General features: G+C 55.0%; 19 protein-coding genes. 14 read left to right on the top strand and 5 right to left on the bottom strand.

Annotation, left to right across the window (positions count from 1 at the left end; translation table 11 throughout):
- The first annotated feature begins 5 nt into the window (after positions 1-5).
- Both DXY38_RS10600 and DXY38_RS10595 read left to right on the top strand, forming a co-directional pair.
- A complete protein-coding gene (locus DXY38_RS10600) occupies positions 6-2,123 on the top strand; it encodes a M3 family metallopeptidase (RefSeq protein WP_115071605.1) in 2,118 nt (705 codons plus the stop codon).
- A 10-nt stretch (positions 2,124-2,133) separates the two neighbouring features.
- A complete protein-coding gene (locus tag DXY38_RS10595) occupies positions 2,134-2,379 on the top strand; it encodes a hypothetical protein (protein WP_115071604.1) in 246 nt (81 codons plus the stop codon).
- Here DXY38_RS10595 and DXY38_RS10590 read toward each other — a convergent pair.
- Genes DXY38_RS10590 through DXY38_RS10570 form a run of 5 tightly spaced genes read right to left on the bottom strand, consistent with a single transcriptional unit; the run spans position 2,362 to position 10,046 of the window.
- A complete protein-coding gene (locus DXY38_RS10590; RefSeq protein WP_115071603.1) occupies positions 2,362-2,967 on the bottom strand; it encodes a triacylglycerol lipase in 606 nt (201 codons plus the stop codon). The two genes, DXY38_RS10595 and DXY38_RS10590, sit on opposite strands and share 18 nt — an antisense overlap.
- A complete protein-coding gene (locus tag DXY38_RS10585) occupies positions 2,967-3,341 on the bottom strand; it encodes a dihydroneopterin aldolase (RefSeq protein ID WP_115071602.1) in 375 nt (124 codons plus the stop codon). The genes DXY38_RS10590 and DXY38_RS10585 overlap by 1 nt, the downstream gene beginning before the upstream one ends.
- Before the next feature lie 5 nt (positions 3,342-3,346).
- Positions 3,347-4,669, bottom strand: coding sequence for a glutamate-5-semialdehyde dehydrogenase (locus DXY38_RS10580; protein ID WP_115071601.1), 1,323 nt, complete (start codon positions 4,667-4,669; stop codon positions 3,347-3,349).
- Positions 4,670-4,709: 40 nt separating this feature from the next.
- Complete coding sequence (locus DXY38_RS10575; protein ID WP_115071639.1) at positions 4,710-5,600, bottom strand: ROK family protein; 891 nt, start codon at positions 5,598-5,600, stop codon at positions 4,710-4,712.
- 3 nt (positions 5,601-5,603) lie between these two features.
- Entirely contained in the window at positions 5,604-10,046 is a 4,443-nt protein-coding gene (locus DXY38_RS10570) for a translocation/assembly module TamB domain-containing protein (protein WP_115071600.1), read from the bottom strand.
- Positions 10,047-10,110: 64 nt separating this feature from the next.
- Between DXY38_RS10570 and DXY38_RS10565 the strand changes: the two genes are divergently transcribed.
- The 12 genes from DXY38_RS10565 (at position 10,111) to DXY38_RS10510 (ending at position 19,664) form a co-directional block, all read left to right on the top strand.
- The gene (locus DXY38_RS10565) at positions 10,111-10,551 is read left to right on the top strand and encodes a Ycf51 family protein (RefSeq protein WP_115071599.1); all 441 of its coding nucleotides are present in this window, start codon (positions 10,111-10,113) and stop codon (positions 10,549-10,551) included.
- Complete coding sequence (locus DXY38_RS10560; RefSeq protein WP_006853231.1) at positions 10,548-10,952, top strand: DUF4332 domain-containing protein; 405 nt, start codon at positions 10,548-10,550, stop codon at positions 10,950-10,952. The genes DXY38_RS10565 and DXY38_RS10560 overlap by 4 nt, the downstream gene beginning before the upstream one ends.
- 64 nt (positions 10,953-11,016) lie before the next feature.
- Positions 11,017-11,328 (top strand): hypothetical protein, encoded by a 312-nt coding sequence (locus DXY38_RS10555; protein ID WP_115071598.1) that lies wholly within the window; start codon positions 11,017-11,019, stop codon positions 11,326-11,328.
- A 34-nt stretch (positions 11,329-11,362) separates the two neighbouring features.
- Complete coding sequence (locus DXY38_RS10550; protein ID WP_170952924.1) at positions 11,363-12,958, top strand: CocE/NonD family hydrolase; 1,596 nt, start codon at positions 11,363-11,365, stop codon at positions 12,956-12,958.
- A gap of 36 nt (positions 12,959-12,994) precedes the next feature.
- Positions 12,995-13,735, top strand: coding sequence for a DUF3887 domain-containing protein (locus tag DXY38_RS10545; protein ID WP_115071596.1), 741 nt, complete (start codon positions 12,995-12,997; stop codon positions 13,733-13,735).
- Positions 13,736-13,816: 81 nt separating this feature from the next.
- A complete protein-coding gene (gene glgB / locus DXY38_RS10540; protein WP_115071595.1) occupies positions 13,817-16,114 on the top strand; it encodes a 1,4-alpha-glucan branching protein GlgB in 2,298 nt (765 codons plus the stop codon).
- A gap of 96 nt (positions 16,115-16,210) precedes the next feature.
- Positions 16,211-17,269 (top strand): uroporphyrinogen decarboxylase, encoded by a 1,059-nt coding sequence (hemE, locus tag DXY38_RS10535; RefSeq protein WP_115071594.1) that lies wholly within the window; start codon positions 16,211-16,213, stop codon positions 17,267-17,269.
- The gene (locus DXY38_RS10530) at positions 17,266-18,267 is read left to right on the top strand and encodes an NAD(P)-dependent oxidoreductase (RefSeq protein WP_115071593.1); all 1,002 of its coding nucleotides are present in this window, start codon (positions 17,266-17,268) and stop codon (positions 18,265-18,267) included. The genes hemE and DXY38_RS10530 overlap by 4 nt, the downstream gene beginning before the upstream one ends.
- 34 nt (positions 18,268-18,301) lie before the next feature.
- Entirely contained in the window at positions 18,302-18,661 is a 360-nt protein-coding gene (petE, locus tag DXY38_RS10525; protein WP_006853238.1) for a plastocyanin, read from the top strand.
- 113 nt (positions 18,662-18,774) lie between these two features.
- Positions 18,775-19,143, top strand: coding sequence for a c-type cytochrome (locus tag DXY38_RS10520; protein ID WP_038013829.1), 369 nt, complete (start codon positions 18,775-18,777; stop codon positions 19,141-19,143).
- Complete coding sequence (locus DXY38_RS10515) at positions 19,140-19,343, top strand: Nif11-like leader peptide family natural product precursor (RefSeq protein WP_115071592.1); 204 nt, start codon at positions 19,140-19,142, stop codon at positions 19,341-19,343. Before DXY38_RS10520 ends, DXY38_RS10515 begins: the two co-directional genes overlap by 4 nt.
- Positions 19,344-19,433: 90 nt before the next feature.
- A complete protein-coding gene (locus DXY38_RS10510; protein WP_115071591.1) occupies positions 19,434-19,664 on the top strand; it encodes a TIGR03643 family protein in 231 nt (76 codons plus the stop codon).
- Positions 19,665-19,796 lie beyond the last annotated feature (132 nt).

Raw genomic sequence — 19,796 nt, 5'->3', positions numbered from 1 at the left:
CAGCGATGACCAAACCAGAACTCTTGCGCGGACATGGCTTACCGCGCTTCGAGGCCATCGATGCATCCCAGGTAAAAGCGCATATCCCAGCCCTGATCCAGGAATTGGAAGATCAGCTGAGCACGCTGGAATCCACTCTTCAGCAACGCTTGTCTGACAACACACCGCTGAGCTGGGATGAGGTGATGACACCCCTTCACCTGCTTGGGGAACGCTTGCGCTGGAGCTGGGGGGTGGTGAGTCATCTCAACGGCGTCTGCAACAGCCCTGAGCTGCGCGAAGCCCATGCGGCGCAGCAACCCGATGTCGTGCGTTTCAGCAACCGCGCTGGGCAGAGCCAAGTCATCCACCAAGCACTGGAAAGTCTTCAACAGAACCCAAGTCATCCATTGGACTCCACCCAAACCCGGATCCTTGATGCCGAGCTGTTGTCGATGCGCCATCGAGGAGTGGGTTTGAACGGAGCTGCCCAAAAGTCCTTCAATGAAGCCAGCGAACAACTCGCTTCCCTGTCCACCCGATTCAGCAATCACGTTCTCGATGCCACCCAAGGCTGGACCCTTTTGGTGCATGACGCTGACCAACTCAAGGGCATACCAGAACGGGCCCTGCAAGCATTGGCGGCTGCCGCCAAAGAGGCTGGAGATCAACATCGTGATGGCCAAGAGCCCAGTGCCTTGGAAGGGCCTTGGCGTCTTGGCCTCGATATGCCCCGGTACCTCCCAGTACTGACCCATGCCGACAACCGCAATCTGAGAGAGACGGTTTACAGGGCTCAGGTGAGTCGGGCCAGCTCCGGAGAACTCGACAACACTCCTCTCATCGAGGAAATCCTGGGCCTGAGGTCCCATCAAGCAGCACGCCTCGGCTATCAAAACTGGGCTGAGAAAAGCCTGGCCTCAAAAATGGCTGACAACGTCGAAGCCGTTGAAAGGCTTCTCGAAGAACTTCGCGTTGCCGCCCTGCCCGTCGCGGAACGAGAAATTGACGAATTGAGGGACTGTGCCCGTCGTCATGGCGCAACAGAAGCTGATGCTTTCAGCGCTTGGGATGTGAGCTACTGGGCAGAGAAACTTCGTCAAGAGCGATTCAATCTCAATCAAGAAGCGCTGCGTCCATGGTTCCCACTGCCACAAGTGCTCGATGGCCTGTTCCATCTTTGCGAACGTTTGTTCTCCATCCAGATTGAAGCTGCTGATGGCGAAGCACCGATCTGGCATCAGGATGTGCGCTTTTTCCGAGTGAGCGATCAAGAGGGAAAGCCACTCGCAGCCTTTTATCTCGATCCCTTCAGCCGACCCGCCAGCAAACGAGGTGGAGCCTGGATGGATGAATGTCTGAACCGGTCTCGCAATGCTGAAGGTGAGATCACTCACCCTGTGGCCTATCTGATTTGCAATCAGACCCCACCCGCCAGAGACATTCCAAGCCTGATGAGTTTTGAAGAGGTAGAGACCCTCTTCCATGAGTTTGGCCACGGCCTTCAACACATGCTCACCACGGTGGAGCATCCCCAAGCCGCAGGAATCAACAACGTGGAATGGGATGCGGTGGAACTTCCCAGTCAGTTCATGGAGAACTGGTGCCTTGATCGCCAAACCTTGATGGGAATGGCCCGTCATTGGAAAACAGGGGAGCCATTGCCTGAAGAGGACTACAACAAACTGCGCAACAGCCGCACCTTCATGCAGGGATGCGGAACGCTCCGCCAGGTTCATTTCGCCTTGACTGATCTACGTCTTCACAGCGTTTGGAGCCCCGAGCTTGGTCAATCCCCGGATGCCTTCAGACGGTCGATCGCAGAGACCACAACCGTGTTGCCACCGATTCCGGAAGACCGATTCCTTTGCGCCTTTGGCCATATTTTTGCTGGTGGCTACTCCGCTGGTTACTACTCCTACAAGTGGGCAGAGGTCTTAAGCGCCGATGCTTTTGCCGCTTTTGAGGAAGTGGGACTCGATCAGGAAGAGGACATTCAAGCCACCGGTCAACGCTTCCGAAACACGGTTTTGAGCCTCGGTGGCAGTCAAAGACCAGCGGATGTCTACAAGTCTTTCAGGGGGCGAACAGCCAGCACTGACGCATTAATTCGCCACTCCGGATTGGCGGCAGCCGGTCGTTGAGCTTGCAGACATGGAGCATGACCTGCTTGCGTTGAGTTCCAGCTGGAACCTCTCTCAATCGGCCCATGTGCGGCTGATATCGCTGGAAGAGGCCCTTGGACGCGGCAGTGTGAAACAGGTATCAGCCGTCAAATTGTTTTACGTTGATGCCTCTGCTCACCATGCTTCGGCAAAACGTAGGAGCTTTAAAAAAAATCAACGAAGCACCATGTTTAGTCAGGCAAGCCAGCGTTACCAGTCAATCAATACAAAGTGATTTGAGTAAGAGATCAAGCGATCTGGGATGTGACATCAACTGCTGATGCGTCCAGACGGGCACAGCTGTGCTCTTTCCGATTGGAAGCACGGCTTGCCACCCAGGGCACACCATGAGATCCCAACGGCAAAAGAAGCTGATGCACTCCACGGCCTGCAAGTCGGAATCATTCCCATTCAAAGAGCGCAGCAGGGGACTACCACGCTTCATATCTGCCAAACCAGCGAACAGCCAGGCGGGAACGCACTGGGCGGTGAGTGTTCCCTGTTGGGGGCTACCGACGCTAAGGAAACGATGCGTTCGCTTGGCACCTCCCAACTCTTGGAGCCAAGTCCGAGCAATCACCCCACCCATGGAAAAACCAAGAATGTCAATCGACGTCTCCACTCCCCACCGTTCTTGAATCAGGCCATCCAGCTGCTGAGCGAGCTGGCGAAGAGGGGTCGCACCAAAGCGATGGGGCAAGTGGGGAGACAACACCGGACGATCTTGACCTTCAAGACGACGCTCCAGACGAGAGAACAGCCGAGGCGTATCAAGAAGACCGTGCACTAAAACGAGAGGCCGGCTGGGAGCTTCAGATGGCATCAATGGCCCTGCTCCGCTGACCAGTTGCGCCGACGCTCCAGCGCGACAGCACCTGTAAAACCAGCAATCGGAGGCTGGCACTTCTGGAGGACCAGATGCATAGGCAAGGGACCATAAAGGCGTTCTAGAACCTCAAAGATCTCCTCACTGAAACGCTCAATGGTGAGGCAACACAAATCTCTGGCCAACTCCTGAAGTGCCAGCACTGCCAGGCTGTAATCAGCGGTCGCTCTGAGATCGTCCGACCTGGCCGATTCACTGAGATCTAAACCCAACGAGATGTCGAGCTGAAACCATTGACCATCCCGTCGTTCATGGTCCAGCACTCCGACATGAGCCCAGAGGCGGAGATCTCGGATATGGATCAAATCCATAGCTATCAGGTCGTAGCGGTTGGTAAATCGCGGTGGCTGAACTGTGCGCGCCCATCAGCAAAATCCGCAGCAAGGTGCCCATCACCACGCAATCGGTAGCGATAGGTCACCAACCCTTCCAACCCGACAGGCCCGCGCGGGGGCAAGGTCTGGGTGCTGATGCCAACTTCTGCGCCAAAGCCATAGCGGAAACCATCCGCAAAACGGGTTGAGCAATTGTGATAGACACCAGCGCTATCCACGGCCCGCAAGAACCGTTCTGCGGTGTCTTGATTGACCGTCGCAATCGCCTCCGTATGGCGTGAGCCATACCTCTGGATGTGTTCAAGGGCCTCGTCGAAATCCTTCACCACTCGCACAGCAAGCACGAGATCCAGATACTCTTCACGCCAATCTTCGCTGGTTGCAGCCTGCTCCACCCCAAAGCCTCGACTGGTCTCATCGCCGCGCAAGCAGACACCAGCATTTTTAAAGGCAGGAACAGCTTCTTTCAGAAAGCTCGGCGCAATTTGCTGATGCACCAGGAGCGTCTCGATCGCATTACAAGCCGCTGGATACTGGGTTTTGCTGTCGATCGCAATGCGCAAGGCCTGTGCGCAATCAACCTCTTTGTCCACATATAGATGGCAAACACCATCGGCATGGCCAAGAACCGGAATTCGGGTGTTGTCCTGAATGAAGCGAACCAGCTCGTTGCTACCCCGGGGAATAATCAAGTCCACAAGACCGTCGAGGCGAAGCAAAGCCAAGCTCTCCGCTCGGGTTGTGAGTAAATCCAACGCATCAGCAGACACCGATGTGCCAGCCAAGCCCTCTTTCAACGCCTGCATCACAGCTTGATTTGTGCACTTGGCCTCGCTACCACCCTTCAGGATTGCGCCATTGCCTGAGCGAATGGCAAGGGCAGCGATTTGGATCACCGCATCAGGCCTGGCCTCAAAAATCACCCCTAAAACCCCAAGGGGCACCGTGACGCGCTCCAACACCAACCCATCGGCAAGCTCGCGATGCAATTGCCTGGCCCCCAGAGGGTCATGCAGTGCCGACAATTGACGGACGCCATCAATGGCTCCAGCCAGTTTGCCCGCGTCCAATTTGAGACGAGCCACCAACGCAGGAGCCAAACCATCCGCGGAAGCCTGAGCGAGATCGTCCGCATTGGCAGCAACGATGTGATCGGCATGGCCCTCCAGGGAAGCGGCCATCGCCATCAGCGCGTGTTGTCGCTGTTGGTTGGAACTCTGACCCAAACCAACAGCGGCACGCCGAACGGCTGTAGCCAGGCGCAAAAGATCAGCTGATGGTTCTGGCACACCCTGACTGTTCATCGTCGCGCGCGTGTTCTTTGCTTCATCATCTCGTTTCGCGTCACGTCAAGCGTTGGATTGCTAATCGGGCTGCGCCAAGTCGGCCTGCACCGTTACCGAGCGCACAGACGTCAATGCGCAGACCTTGACGACTCATGGCCTGAACCCTTTGAGCAACCTCCTTGCGCACGGAAGGCAGGAAATGGGTCGCAGCGCCAGAAATCCCGCCACCCACCAGCACCAGTTCTGGCGTGAACATGTAAACCAACGAGCTGATCCCTACGCCAAGAGTGCTCCCATAACGGGACCACACCGCTTGGGCTTCCGCATCACCATTCGCGGCCAAAGCTGCCAATTCGGCTGGATCTCCATCCCACAACCTCCTCAAAGCCGAGATGCTGGCGAACTGTTCGAGACTGCCGCGATTGCCGCTGTTGCAGGGTGGCCCCTCGGGATCGAGACCGATCAGCCCCGGCTCGGCCGCGGCCCCATTGTGTCCCGTGAATAGCTGGCCGGACAGCATGACCCCTCCGCCCACACCAGTTCCGAGAGTGAGCATCACCACATCGGAATACCCCTTGGCCGCCCCCTTCCATGCCTCTCCGACCAATGCACAGTTGCCGTCGTTGGCGAGAGTGACCCGACGCTGGAGACGAGGCTCAAGCCAATCAGCAAGCGGAACCTCCTCCCAGCCAGGCAAGTTGATGCAAACCCTGGCCACACGGGCCTCCACATCCATCGGACCCGGCAACCCAATCCCAACGATCGAGGCGCGACGATCAGGATCCAAGGCTTCAATCGCCTCTACCAAGTCAACACAAACGGCACCTGGCGTAGCCGGCTGAGGGGTCTGCAGCTGCTGATCCTCAAGCAGATGACCATCGATTGAAAAGCGACCCAATTTAATGGCCGTTCCACCCAAATCGATTCCAATTACTTCAGGGGAATTCATCACTTAAAATCGGAAGAAAAGCTGCAATTGACTTTGCCAAGTACCTTGCGTATCAACAGAACCCGAGATGCTTAAATTTTGGTCTATTTGATAACTAAGGCTTCCCTGAGGAGGAATATCATTGCGATTAGGCGCAGCCAATACTGACAAGTCAAAACGATCAGAAACATTCACTCCAAAATCGGTCACAATTGCCATTTGTGGTGGAACGCGCCCTGACACTCGTTCGCCATCGTTATCAACTACAGGCGTAACATAAGTAGGATAAAGAGCAAATTGAAGCCTCTGATTAAAAGCATCAGTAAACGTTCCCAACAATGGTGAAAGCAAAGATTGACCAAGCACCGCGGCTAAAGCAGTCCCTGCACCTGCACCAGTAAGACCAGCTAACGAGTTACCGCCAATCAAACCAAGCAACTGGGTCTGCGACATTGGAGGAGAACCTCTGAGACGAATGTTATTAGAGAGAAGATTGGCTGGACCTTCAGCTTGAAGATTCACTTTCACTAAACGTAATTGACCTCCAGCACCAAGGGTACCTGTGCCATTGGTATCAAAAACAGTTGTGGTTGAGGGATTATTACCAACACCCAGATTAACGCTATCTGAGACCCTCGTCTCCATTGCAATGTCCACATAAGGGATCAGCCCCTGCGAAGGGGTGAAAACTGCCACGTTTGGAGCTTTGCGATCTAAGTTAAAGGTGCTGGTAAACATCCACACCCGCCCGGTAAGCAACTGAATCACACCTCTCAATTTAATATTTTGATCCAGAGGACCATTGAGGGAGACTGACCCTGCTGTAGTGAAATTGGCTAGATCAGGTAAATTAGTTACGGGCTGGACTTGAACTTTTAAATTAGGCCCAAACCGCACCCGAAAGTTGTCAAAAGAAATCAACGGCAAATTGGGTAGAGATGCCTTAAGGCTTTTATTTGGGTCTTCCTCAACATTGGGTCCGAGCAAAACAAGTGGGTCCTTAAAATTCCAATCTTCTTCAAGCAACGCATTCGCTGAAACGAAAGAGCTAGCAGGATCCACCTGGTTGGCCTTCTCAGCACTGTCCTTATTGCTCGATTTAGATCTTCGGAACAGAGATCGATTCGGAGTTATCGAACCTTCACTCAACTGAAGATTCCCTTGAAAATCGGGACTCACAAGTGCTCCACTCACGCGAAGATCAGCGGCAATTGCTACATCAGCACTGGGCAACTTGATTCGGGTCTTTTCAACGGTGATCGCCAAAGGGAAGGCTTCAGCTGCAGGCTTAAACAACGCCAGAGCACCACTGGCCTGAAGGATGCCAGAGGAACCAATTTTCCCCTTGAGTTCTTGTACCTCGAGACGATCGAAGTCGAAGACAACAGAAGTATTGACCTTGCTGACAATTTGGTCCTGAACAACAAATTTCCCGTCTTTCATCACGATGAATCCATTGGCCTCAGGGGCCAGAAGACTGCCTCCAATTAACAGTCTCAGATCAGTATCTCCCTGATTCCAAGCCACCACATCTCTCGAGAATCCTGCCAAGAAATGAAGCCCGTCACCATGACTTTCAATCCTGACGTCCAATGGTCGGTCGGGCGTCAGGGGAACTTGCCCAATCACCGTGAGAGGCTCCTTTGCCCCTTTTGCACGCAAAGCCAAATCAAGCTGCAACGTCTCGTTTGAAAGCAACACCTGGCCGCGATCGAGTGCAATCGGCTCCTGGCCGACGCGTGCCTTTTCCAGCACTAGCTCCGTTGTCAGGACTGGGGACCCCTCCCCCAAGCGATAGCTGCCCGTGAGGCCAAGAGCCCCTTGCAAAGCAGGAGGCACCGGTGCCACCAGTGCAAGCAGGCTGAAGGGAAGATGGGCCAAAGAGAAGCGGCCTTCTCCGCCATGAAGCGGCCCCTTGAGCTCAGCGACGAATGGTTTCACCTGCAGAGCAATGTCTTCATCTTCACCATCGATCCAAAGATGACCACGTGCATTGAGATCAAGATCAAGGCTCTTAAGGTTTGGCCCCTGAAGATCCATAACAGCATCAACTTGCCCCCTTAAATCTTCAGGGTGAAACGCTTCTTTCTGTCTCCGATCAAGACGGGCATCTGCAAGGGCCAATTGGGATTGCCTCAATGCCGTCAACTGGCCATCCAAAGATCCACCAAAGGTGTTCACCAGCAAGGTGCCTAGATCAGTGGCATCGCCTTGATGAGCAGGAAGAGATTGAGTTAGTTGAGGAAGGCTCAGCACACCGACCGTGAGCCATCGTGCACTGAGGCCACGGGCCTGAAGATTGGCTTTTAATCCAGCGTTCCGATAGCCATCCGCCTTAAACGTGATTTGTCCCGTATCGCGAGGCAACAGTTCGCCACTGATGTCGTACCGATCGTTTTTGTATTTGGCAGTGATTAAGACTTGGCGCAACTGAATGCCCAGCAATCCCGGTTGAGCGAGCTTCAGGTCGGCCGACATGCTCCAGGGCTGCAAACTCAAATCACCGGAACCACTCAAACGGCCATACACCCCTTCCCAACGCTGTTTTGGAGGCAACACCAACTCCAAACCATCCACACTCAGATCGTTCGCTGTCCAGCGATAGAGGGCAGGACTACCGCTGATCTGCAGCTCACCTTTCCTGCGCTGCAGGCGCACGGTTTCTGGCAGCCAATTGCGCCCGAGTTGAGCATCCAATGAGCCGGGAATCACGGCTCCAACGGAGGCCATCTGGAGCTGACCGCCACCACCAGGTCGGCCTTCAAAGCGGCCTTGCCAACGCTCAACAAGACGAATAGCTCCCGCACGAGGGCTTTGAACTTCGATCTGAAGATCAGGCTGTAACGACTGAAGAGGACCACGGACCTCCCCTTCGGCCGCAATCGTGCCATCCATCTCCGTCCCAATCAGAGAACCGATCCTGCTGAGCGGGTAGGCCTGTAAGCGCAGATTGGATTGCAACGCGCCAACTTGCAGCCCCCCTTTCCCGAGTTGAAGTGGCAGTACAGCATCAGCATTGAACTGAGGGCTCGTGAAGCGGTTCAGAGTCAACAAACCCTGCTCTGAAGACCAATCGGCCTTGAGCGACCAATGGTCAAGCAAGGGATTGCTCTCCTGGTTGAGCGCCAACTGAAGTTGAGGCGAGAGGCTGGGGCCAAACAGGCGCAACTCCCCCTTTAAAGGAGCCTTCGTGCCCAACAGCTCAGGAATCAAGGGCAGGCCCTTCCAGGCTTTCCCGACCACTTGCAGCTGCTTTGTCTTGACATCCAGCAGCGGAAACAAGGAACCCTGTGCCTTGATTGAGACACCGGATGCTTCTAGAGAAAGGTTGTCAAGCCTGGCTTTCCATGCTTTCGGGCGACGCCCATCTCCGCGCACCTGCAGATCAATGGCAACGGGTTCATCCAGGAGCTTGGCCTCTGGAAGTCTCCATCTTCCTGCAAATTTGAAACGGGGCTGAGACCAGTCACCATCAAGGCTTAGCGCCAACTGATTGTCCTGGTTTAGCTCGTTCAAGGTGGCGCTTAAATCAAAGCGCTTATTGAGGTGAACCCGACCGCCCAGGTCGGCCCTATAGGAGCCGTAACGCCACTGACTGCGTGGAATCGTGAGTTGATCTCCATCACAATTAAGACGCAATTGTTGCGATGCAAGTGCGTGCTGAAGCGGCTTGCCGCTAACGGTCAAGCCCACAACAGAGAGGCCACCCCCACAGCTGACTTGCCCTCGATTCGAATCAAAACTGAGATCACCACCCACCTGGCCCCCCAACTCGATGGGCTGCGCCATCGGCAGCAACCCTTGCAAGCGGTTAAGGCGAATCCGCTTCAATTGCGTGGTGAGCAGAAATTCAGGACGATCCCAGTGAGCACGCCCCTTTAGCTTCACCGTGCCTCGATCGGGCAGAGCGATTTGAAAGGCACCATCAGCCCATTTCTCATTGAGACGAAGACGCGCGGCTCCCGCCAAGGAGAGCTGAAGGTCAGAGGGCTCAACACGAATGTTGGCTGGATCGATGAGCCGCACACGAAGGTCGACGCGATGAAGGAACTCATCGCTTACCCGAGGGCCTGGCACCCAAAACTGTCCCTGTTGGTTGCGGTTGAGATTGAGATTGGTTCCCTTCAGTCGGGCGACGACCACCAGCCGCAAGTGGCGAATGCTGGAGAGGGGATCAATCCCCAGGGTGAGTTTCTGCACACGCAGGGTCGAGGCATCCTTCGTTCCAGGAAGAATCGTGATCGGTCCAATTCCGATTCCATCGAGCCCAAGTCCGCGATAAGGGCCAATCTCAATCGGATGTCCCAGAGGTACGGAAAATTGCTGTTCCAAGGAGGGACGCAAGCCATTGACGGCTCGTGCAATGAAGCGGTCAGCACTGAACCAAACAGCAGCAGCCACAACTGTGAGCCCCAGTCCAGAGATCACCACTCGTGGAGCCATCGCGCCTTTGCCTGTGCTCCGCATTGATGACCGTCATCCCAGCCAAGGTCGACGCAATATAGAGAGGAGATTTGTTCCTAACCAGCCCATGCCGCTTCCGGAATTATTGGAGGTATCCAGCAAATGGCTGGCCTGGAGTGGCCTGGGCCTCTCCGTTCTTACCGTGGTTGCCTTCGTAACCCGTTGGGGGCTGCGTTTTCGGCTTGTAGGCGTCAGTAGTTTCACGTTCTTGTTAGCCGTGAGCTGCTGGGCTTTTTCGATCAGTTATTCGCCCCCGGTGCGCATTGAAGGAGCTGTGCAGGTGCCGATTGTGTTTGATAACGGCACCGACCTCGTCGTGGCACAGGCTTCCAGTGGCTTTGCACAAGAAGCCATCACCCCCACCCTGAACCAAATCGCTGCGAACCTCCGCCCCGGAGGTCGCAACCTGGAGGTCCGTGTTCGACTTCGGCAACTTCAAACCGAGAGCGAGGGCAGCTCAAGACCCGTGGTGCTTGGGGAAACCAAACGGGACTTCAGCCAGGGATGAGCGCAACTGCCCCTCTCCGTGGATTACCGCAAGGTTTTCGCGATGAACAACGGGATCTAACACAAGCTGGCATTACCAACTGGGGACAGCTAAGCGATCTGACAGATCAAAAGCTGAGCCGTCTTGTCGCCACTGGACGATCCACAGCACGAAACCTCAAACGTCTCCGCGGCATCGCTGATTTGGTGTGTTGTTTGGAACTGGCGCCAGCCGACGCGGCCCTATTGATGCACGCAGGCTTTGCCACAGTCGCGGCAATCGCAGGCTCTTCCCCGCAGGACATTACGAACCGGACCGGGCGTTTGGAACGCCAGTTGGGGAGTGGCAGAGCTCCGGTTGTGGATCTGGCGATAGCCAAACAGTGGATCCTGCGAGCCAAAGCCAGGCAAACCACGAACTGACCGTTCAACGCAGCAACCCAGGTCTTACCCCTTTGAAATGGCTTTAGTCATTTAAGGAGGAACCATGCGTCCCCTCCATCAGGGTCTCGGCTGGACTTGGACTTTTTGCCTTCGGGCGATTAGGGGCCTATCACTTTCGTTGTTGATATCTGCTTCAGCAGGGTTTGCTCAATCAAGCCTTCTAGAGAGTGTCAAGCGAAACCCAGCGGAAGCCGAAGCGATGTGTCAGTCGTTCAAAGCCATGAACAGCAATGGCCAGTCCGCACTGGCACCCGAAGCGATCAATCAGCTGGCAAGTCAACGCAACCTCAGCACCAATAACGCTGAAATTTTGGCGACTTACGTGATCGGACTGCATTGCTCGGATGTTCGCTGATCGGATGTTTTCTGATCAGATTTTCACTGATCAGATGTGCGCTGATCAACAATTCATAGATGCGACTTTGATCACTCCTGATGGCGTGAATATGGTCGCGCGGATCTGGACACCTCAGGGGGCTGGTCCTTGGCCCACCCTGCTGATGAGACAACCCTATGGGCGGGCGATTGCTTCCACGGTGACCCTCCCCCACCCGCTCTGGTGGACCGACCAAGGGTTTGCAGTCGTCGTCCAAGACGTCCGCGGACAGGGCAGCTCTGAGGGAACATTTCAAGGATTCGGCCAAGAAGCTCTCGACACCGCAGCGACCCTCACATGGCTCCGCGAGCGGCCCGAATGCAACGGACGCATCGGCCTTTACGGACTGTCGTATCAAGGGCTGACCCAGCTGCTTGCACCAGCGGATTGCCAGGCTCCTGACTGCCTTGCGCCAGCCATGTGTGGCTTAGCTGAACGGGAGGATTGGAGTTGCGAAGGCGGCGCTCACTGGTGGCACCTCGGCCTTGGCTGGGGGTTGCAGCTGGCAGCCCTTCAGGCCAAGCGTCGCAACGATCCTGGCGCCTGGAACGAGATCTACAGCGCTTTGGTGGAAGGTCGCTATCTACGCGAAGGCGTCGAGCTCTTAGAGCAACATGACCCCCAGGGAATGGCTTTGCGCTGGTTGCGACAACCGGCAGATCAGGACGAGAGCTGGATTCTCCATCGCCCAGCGCAAACCTGGCTCCAGAAACCCATGCTGCTGATCGGCGGCTGGTGGGATCCTCATCTGCGGGGTCTCCTCGACCTTCTCCAAACGGCCCGATCCAGCGGCGGCAACCCCGAACTGCACATCGGACCCGCCACCCATCTGCAGTGGTGGCCGGAAACGACCCAGCTTCTGCTGGATTTTTTCAATCAACATCTCAAACATCCCCCAACCCCCAGCCAAGACAAAACAGCTGCGATCAGGCTTTGGGACCTAGGCGACGGGACCTGGTCAGGTCAGAGCGGAAACGAATGCAGCAAGGCCTGTTGGCATCTCCACAGCAATGGTTTGGCTTGCCTTGATCCCACCGATGGGCAATTGCTCGATACCACGCTGCCTGGATCAGGAACCTGCGTCATCGTTCATGACCCATGGCGACCAGCACCGGCTGTTGGTGGGCATTTGAGTCCCACGGCGGGGCCGTGCGATCGAAAAATGGTTGATCAACGCTCGGACGTGGCCGTCTTTAGCTCCGAACCGCTCAAAACATCTGTCCAGTTTTGCGGTCGCCCCCTTTTGAAACTCAAGGTATCCGTCGATCAGCCAGCCTTTGACCTCTGCGCGGCACTGTCAAGACTCCCTGCTGATCGCGATGAGGTGCAGCAGATCTCAACCGGTGTGTTGCGGGTTCGACGGGACTTTCACGCGCAATCCAGCCCCATCACCTTGGAACTGCAGCCTCTGCTCGTGAGCTTCCAGCCTGGAGATCGGTTGCGGCTCTCGCTTGCGGGCGCCGCATGGCCAGCCATCGCTGTCAATCCCGGTGACGGTAACCAACGCTTTGGCCCCCCCACGAGCGATTGCCGCGTCATCACCCTTTGCCTGCAGCTGGATGGAGCGACACTGCAAATGGCGCCACTGCTCCTTCCCCAAGCCGGATGAACTCCGGCAAACTAAGTTCATTGTTGCTCCACGTTCATGAAGCTCTCCTCCTGCCTTCTGGTCTGCGCTCTCGCGGCACCGATGCTGCAGGCGTTCCCCGTGCCAGCAGCACGAGGAGAACAGCTTTTAGCCCAGGGAGCGTTAGCGCCACGCACCCCGCTGAGTGCCAGTGAGGCCAGTGAAGCAGCAGATGCACTCCTGAAAGCGCTGCAAACCCGTAACGCCCAGGCTTTATTTGATCGCCTATCAACGCCACTGCAAAACGCAACCACCCTTGAAGCCGTCAAGGGGCGCTTGAACAAGGCTCATCGCATCAAATCGACCCGTGTTGTGGCGATTTATCCAGGGATCGATGACACCACCGTCGATGTCATTGCCCAAACCGAGGAAGGAAGCAAAGAACTGCTTCTCGTTCTCGACGATGAAGGCAAGCTCGTGGCCTGGAAATGGTTAGGGGAAACGCTGCCGATCGAGACAACCGCTCTGAAATTTGTGCGTGATCTCGACGCAAAACGCTGGATTGAGGCTCGCTACTACCTTTCGCTCGATTTTCAAAAGGAGATCTCCCCAGAAGATCTGGAACGCAAGTGGAGCAAATTAAGCCGCGTCCTGGGCGGCGTGAAGCGGATCAAAAATGCTGTCATCTCAAGCAAAGGAGCCGATCAACAACTTGTTTTGGTCACCATTGAATTTGGAACCGTGACCGACAACTTGTTCGTCATTTTCGATAGCCAAGGCCGAATCATCAATGTGGACTTCTCTGAGGATCTGGTCTGATCCCAAAAACTCAGCACATTCCATGCAGCCAAGGCGGGTTTTCCGCTTAAGCTCCCGGGCTAACGAAGACCATCCCCCTGCATGACCGGCGCTGTTCTCGACTGGATGGTTCAGGACAGCCAGAGGCTGGCTGAATGCCGACACGACCATCCCTTCTCTCTTTTGGGGCCCCAACAGCTGGAGTCGGGCCAATGGATCGTGAGAGCTTGGGTTCCCGAAGCTGAAACCGTTGAGTTGATCCTCAATGGCGAACGCCTATCGATGCAAACGCCTCATCACCCATGGGTTTTTGAGGCCGAATGCTCTCGGGATCCAGGCCATAACTACAAATTGCAGATCCGGCGTGGCGGGATCGAACACGAGCAATTCGATCCTTGGGCTTTTCGGCATGAGTGGATGGGCGAGATGGATCGCCACCTCTTTGCAGAGGGCAATCACCATCACATTTGGCGTCGGATGGGAGCCCACCGCTGCCAACAAGGTGGCATTGAAGGTGTGATGTTCTGCCTGTGGGCACCGAATGCACTCACCGTCAGCGTGATCGGAAATCTCAATTCATGGGATGGCCGCTACCACCCCATGCAGCAGAGACTGGGCGGCATATGGGAGTTGTTCGTTCCTGAGCTTGAGGAAGGACACTTTTACAAATATGAGATCCGCACCCAAGACGGCCACTGTTATCAGAAGGCTGACCCCTATGGCTTCCAGCATGAAGTCAGGCCTGATACCAGCTCGATCGTTAGTCATCTCGACGGATTTCAGTGGAGTGATGACGCCTGGATCAGTAGCCGAGATCGTCGGAACCCTCTCGATCAGCCGATCTCGGTCTATGAGATGCACCTTGGCAGCTGGATTCACGCCTCAGCAGACGATCCATTCATCGAAGCCGATGGAACGCCACGCCCACCGGTGCCTGCGGCCGATCTCAAGCCAGGTGCCCGTCTGCTCACCTACCCAGAGCTTGCCGATCGTCTGATTCCTTACGTCAAAGAGCAAGGGTTCAGCCACATCGAATTGATGCCCATCACAGAGCATCCCTTCGATGGTTCATGGGGGTACCAAGTCACCGGTTGGTACGCACCCACAAGCCGCTACGGCACTCCCGACGAATTTCGCGCCTTCGTCGATCGCTGCCATGCCGAGGGCATCGGAGTGATTATCGATTGGGTGCCTGGTCACTTCCCCAAAGACAGTCATGGGCTTGCCTTCTTCGATGGCTGCCACCTGTACGAACACGCCGACCCACGGATTGGCGAGCACAAGGAATGGGGGACCCTGATCTTCAATTACAGCCGCAATGAGGTTAGAAACTTCCTTGTTGCCAATCTCGTTTTCTGGTTTGACCAGTTTCATATCGATGGCATCCGGGTGGATGCGGTGGCATCGATGCTGTACCGAGATTATTTGCGGCCTGATGGTGAGTGGCTAGCGAACGAACACGGGGGTAGAGAAAACACGGAAGCGGTGCGCTTCCTCCAACAAGCTAATCATGTCCTGTTTGAGCATTTCCCCGGTGCTCTCTCGATCGCCGAAGAATCCACCACTTGGCCCATGGTGACTCAGCCCACAGAGAGCGGTGGCCTGGGCTTCAATCTCAAATGGAACATGGGTTGGATGCACGACATGCTCGATTACTTCGAGCTCGATCCTTGGTTCCGCCAGTTTCATCAAAACAACATCACGTTTTCGATCTGGTACACGTACACCGAAAACTTCATGCTTGCCCTCAGTCACGACGAAGTCGTGCATGGCAAGAGTCATCTTCTTCACAAGATGCCAGGTGATGACTGGCAGAAGTACGCCAACACACGGGCCTTGCTGGCCTACATGTGGACGCACCCAGGCAAGAAAACGATCTTCATGGGCATGGAGTTCGGCCAACGTGCGGAATGGAACGTGTGGGGGGATCTCCAGTGGGATTTGCTGAACTACGAGCCGCACGCGGGCGTGCACCGGATGGTGAGAGAACTGAATGCGCTCTACAAAAATGAGCCTGCTCTCTGGCAGGACGATTTTGATCAGTACGGCTTCCAGTGGATCGATTGCAATGACAATCGCCATTCAGTGATCAGTTTCATGCGCCGAGAAAGCACAAGCAGCTCCTGGCTTGTGGTGGTGGCCAACTTCACCCCCCAAAGCCATTCCCATTACAAGGTGGGAGTTCCCATCTCTGGCTTCTACGAAGAGATCTTCAATACGGATGCGGCCAAATACGGAGGCAGCAATTTGGGAAATCTTGGTGGCAAGCCCTCCGATGAATGGGGCATCCATGGTTACGACAACTCCCTGGATCTCTGTCTGCCACCACTCAGCCTGATGGTGTTTAAGCACGACCCCAAAAAAAGTTTGGCTGAAGTCACTGACAAAGAGAGTGCTTAGGTTCAGGTGATGTGACAAAACTGCCCGGATCGCCGTAAAACACAGCGTTTTGGTCAGTTTCGTCAGGTAGGTTGCCGCCTTGATCTGCACGCATTCATGAGCGAGACCCTGCCCCTACTGCTCCGTGCCGCCCTCGGAGAAGCGGTAGAGCGTCCTCCTGTCTGGATGATGCGCCAGGCAGGTCGCTACATGAAGGTCTATCGCGACCTTCGCGATCGCCACCCCAGCTTCCGTGAACGATCTGAGAACCCGGATCTCTCCTATGAGATTTCGATGCAGCCGTTCAAGGCGTTCCAGCCGGATGGGGTCATTCTGTTTTCAGACATTCTGACCCCTCTTCCTGGCATGGGGATCGAGTTCGACATTGTTGAGAGCAAAGGCCCTCAAATTGGTGATCCGATCAGGAGTCTCAGTCAAGTTGAAGCTCTGAGACATCTTCAACCTGAAGAAAGCATGCCGTTTGTGGGCGAAGTACTTGGACGCCTGCGCAGCAGTGTTGGCAATCAGGCTGCCGTCCTCGGTTTTGTAGGGGCACCCTGGACCCTTGCGGCCTACGTCGTGGAGGGCAAAAGCAGCAAGAACTATGCCGTCATCAAAAAGATGGCCTTTCAGGAGCCAGAACTCCTGCACAAACTTCTCGATCACTTCGCGACATCGATTGCCACCTACCTCCGCTATCAAATTGATTCCGGAGCCCAGGTCGTACAAATGTTTGACTCCTGGGCCGGGCAACTCAGCCCCGCCGATTACGACACGTTTGCTGCGCCTTATCAGAAAAAAGTTGTCGATCTCGTCAAACAAACGCATCCCGACACTCCCTTCATCCTTTACATCTCTGGAAGTGCCGGGGTCTTAGAGCGCATGGGTCGCACAGGTGTCGACATCATTTCTCTGGATTGGACGGTGGACATGGCTGAGGGACTCGCTCGCCTTCCTGACCACATCGGCGTACAGGGCAACGTTGATCCAGGATTGCTCTTCGGCACACCTGAGGCCATTCGAGATCGCATCGATGATTGCGTGCGCAAGGCCCGTGGCCGCCGCCACATCCTGAACCTGGGCCATGGGATTCTGCCTGGAACGCCTGAGGAGAACGGCCGCGCTTTCTTTGAAGCCGGCAAGACCGTCATGGATCGAATCGGGGGGGCTGATTGATCCAGGCACCCGAACGAATCCTGATTACCGGCGCAAGTGGTTGCGTCGGCCAGTACACAGCAGCTTGGCTACTGGAAAATTCCGATGCCGAGTTGCTGCTTTGGCTGCGTGATCCAGCCAAACTTTCGGCAATCTCAGCGAATCAACCGCGAGTACGCCTGTTAATCGGTGATCTTCGTGAAACAGACCGATTTGCCAGCGAACTCTCCACCGTGACCAGGGTGATTCATACGGCTACCGCCTGGGGAGATCCGGAACGTGCCCATCAGGTCAATGTTGTTGCCGTCAAGCGGATGCTGGCCCTGCTGAACCCAGCCGTCGTAGAGCAAATCATCTACTTCTCAACCGCCAGCATTCTCGATCGTTCATTGCAGCCGCTCCAGGAAGCCCTGGCCTACGGCACCGAATACATCCAAACCAAAGCGCAATGCTTGAGGGAGCTGGAACAACACCCCTTAGCTGAGCGCATTGTGGCCGTGTTCCCAACATTGGTCTTCGGCGGAAGGGTGGATGGGACAAGCCCTTTCCCCACGAGTTACCTCACGGAAGGCCTAGCAGAAGCCAGCAAATGGTTATGGCTGGCTCGCTGGCTGAGAGCCGATGCCAGCTTTCATTTCATCCATGCGGCTGACATTGCAGCCATTTGCGGAATCCTGGCAACCACGCCTCATCAACCGAATCCAGAGCCTGGCCAGGGACCGGTCCGCAGACTTGTGATGGGGCAACCATGGATCAGCGTGAACGACGCCGTTGCCACCCTCTGCCGCTGGAGAGGTGTTTCAAGAACTCCTGGGATTCCCCTTTGGAGCTGGCTGATTGAAGGCTTGATCAAGATCCTTCCGATCGAAATCAACGCATGGGATCGCTTTTCCATTCACCAGCGCCACTTCGTTCATGATCCCGTCACCCAGCCTGAACGCTTCGGAGGTCGCAGCCATGGGCCAGACCTTGAAACAGTTCTGATGGATTCAGGCCTTCCACACCGTGGAAGCATCTGAACAGCGTTAAACTGATCGCAGTGTTTATGAGCTCATGATCAGCCGTTTGCGTTCTCTCCTCTCAGCCGCGATTGCTTTCGCTCTCGTTCTCGGGTTAGGTGTTGGCACAGCCAACGCCGCCACTGTTGAAGTGAAGCTCGGTACAGATTCCGGAATGCTGGCTTTCGAGCCAAACACTCTGAATATCAAAACGGGTGACACAGTCAAGTTCGTCAACAACAAGTTGGCCCCCCATAACGCCGTGTTTGATGGCCATGACGAACTGAGCCACAGCGATCTAGCGTTTGCTCCAGGGGAGTCATGGGAAGAGACCTTCACTGAAGCTGGAACCTTCGACTTCTATTGCGAGCCACACCGTGGTGCCGGCATGGTTGGCAAAGTCATCGTTGAATGATCGTTTAGATCAGCAGTTGAACACAAGTCCGGTGCGCGTTTTAACAGATGCGCACCGGGCTCTTTTTTTGTCCCTCGTAATGGATAGGGTTTAAGAAAGTCACGCCGATGGTGATGCTTAATCCCATTTCCCTGTTTGCTTTGATGCTCTGCATCAGCCTCAACCTCTTGGGAGTCTCGCCTGCATTTGCGGCCAGCACTCCTGCCGTTGACCTCGATCATGGTGGCCAACTGTTTTCCGCCAATTGTGCTGCCTGTCATATGGGCGGTGGCAACGTGATCAGTGCCTCCAGAACCTTGAGTCAAAGTGATCTGCAAGCGCATCTAAATGAGTACGGCGACGATCACATCGAGGCCATCGAGCACCAAATTGAAAACGGAAAAAATGCGATGCCCTCATTTGTAGGGAAGTTGAGCGAGCAAGACATCATTGATGTAGCTGCCTACGTAGAACTGAAGGCTGAGAAGGGCTGGCAGCGATGAGCCGAGAGGGTTGGAAAGACTTTTTGCACGCTGCAGAACGAAGTCCTGCTCTTCAGCGTGAGCTCAATGCTTGCAAGGGAACAGAAGACATCATTCAGATTGGCAAGCGACTTGGTTTTGCCTTGTGCTTGGACGATCTCAACCATGACGCTCAAGCCGAAGCCATTGGCAAGTGGTTCGATCAAAGCAGAATCAACTAGTCAGACAACCCAAAACATCACAGCCTATAAATCTCACCTTTATGGTGGTATTTCTTTAGAGAGATGAGGACGTTGATCAAAGCAGATGCAATGACCAACGAACAGTTGGATCGTGTCATTGAGATGGCCTGGGAAGACCGAACACCCTTTGAAGCCATTGAATATCAGTTTGGTCTCATTGAGAAAGATGTGATCAGCTTGATGCGCCAGACTTTAAAACCAGGATCATTCAGAAGCTGGCGCAAACGTGTTTCTGGCCGTAAAACGAAACACGCAGCCACAAGCCATTCGGATCGCTTTCGAGCACCCTGTCATCGCTGAATCAAGGGCCAAATCAGCTCTCTGAGCCCTCTGATTTTTTAGTCGACCGTATTGCAATCTTGGCATCAGCCCAACGAGCGAAGAAATAAACACCAATAAACATTGGCGTGTAAGCGATCCACATATTGTCAA

This window comes from Synechococcus sp. UW179B (assembly GCF_900474245.1).
Taxonomy (GTDB): Bacteria; Cyanobacteriota; Cyanobacteriia; order PCC-6307; family Cyanobiaceae; genus Synechococcus_C.
The sequence above is the reverse complement of the archived record's forward strand: the minus strand, read 5'-3'. Positions and strand labels throughout refer to the sequence as shown.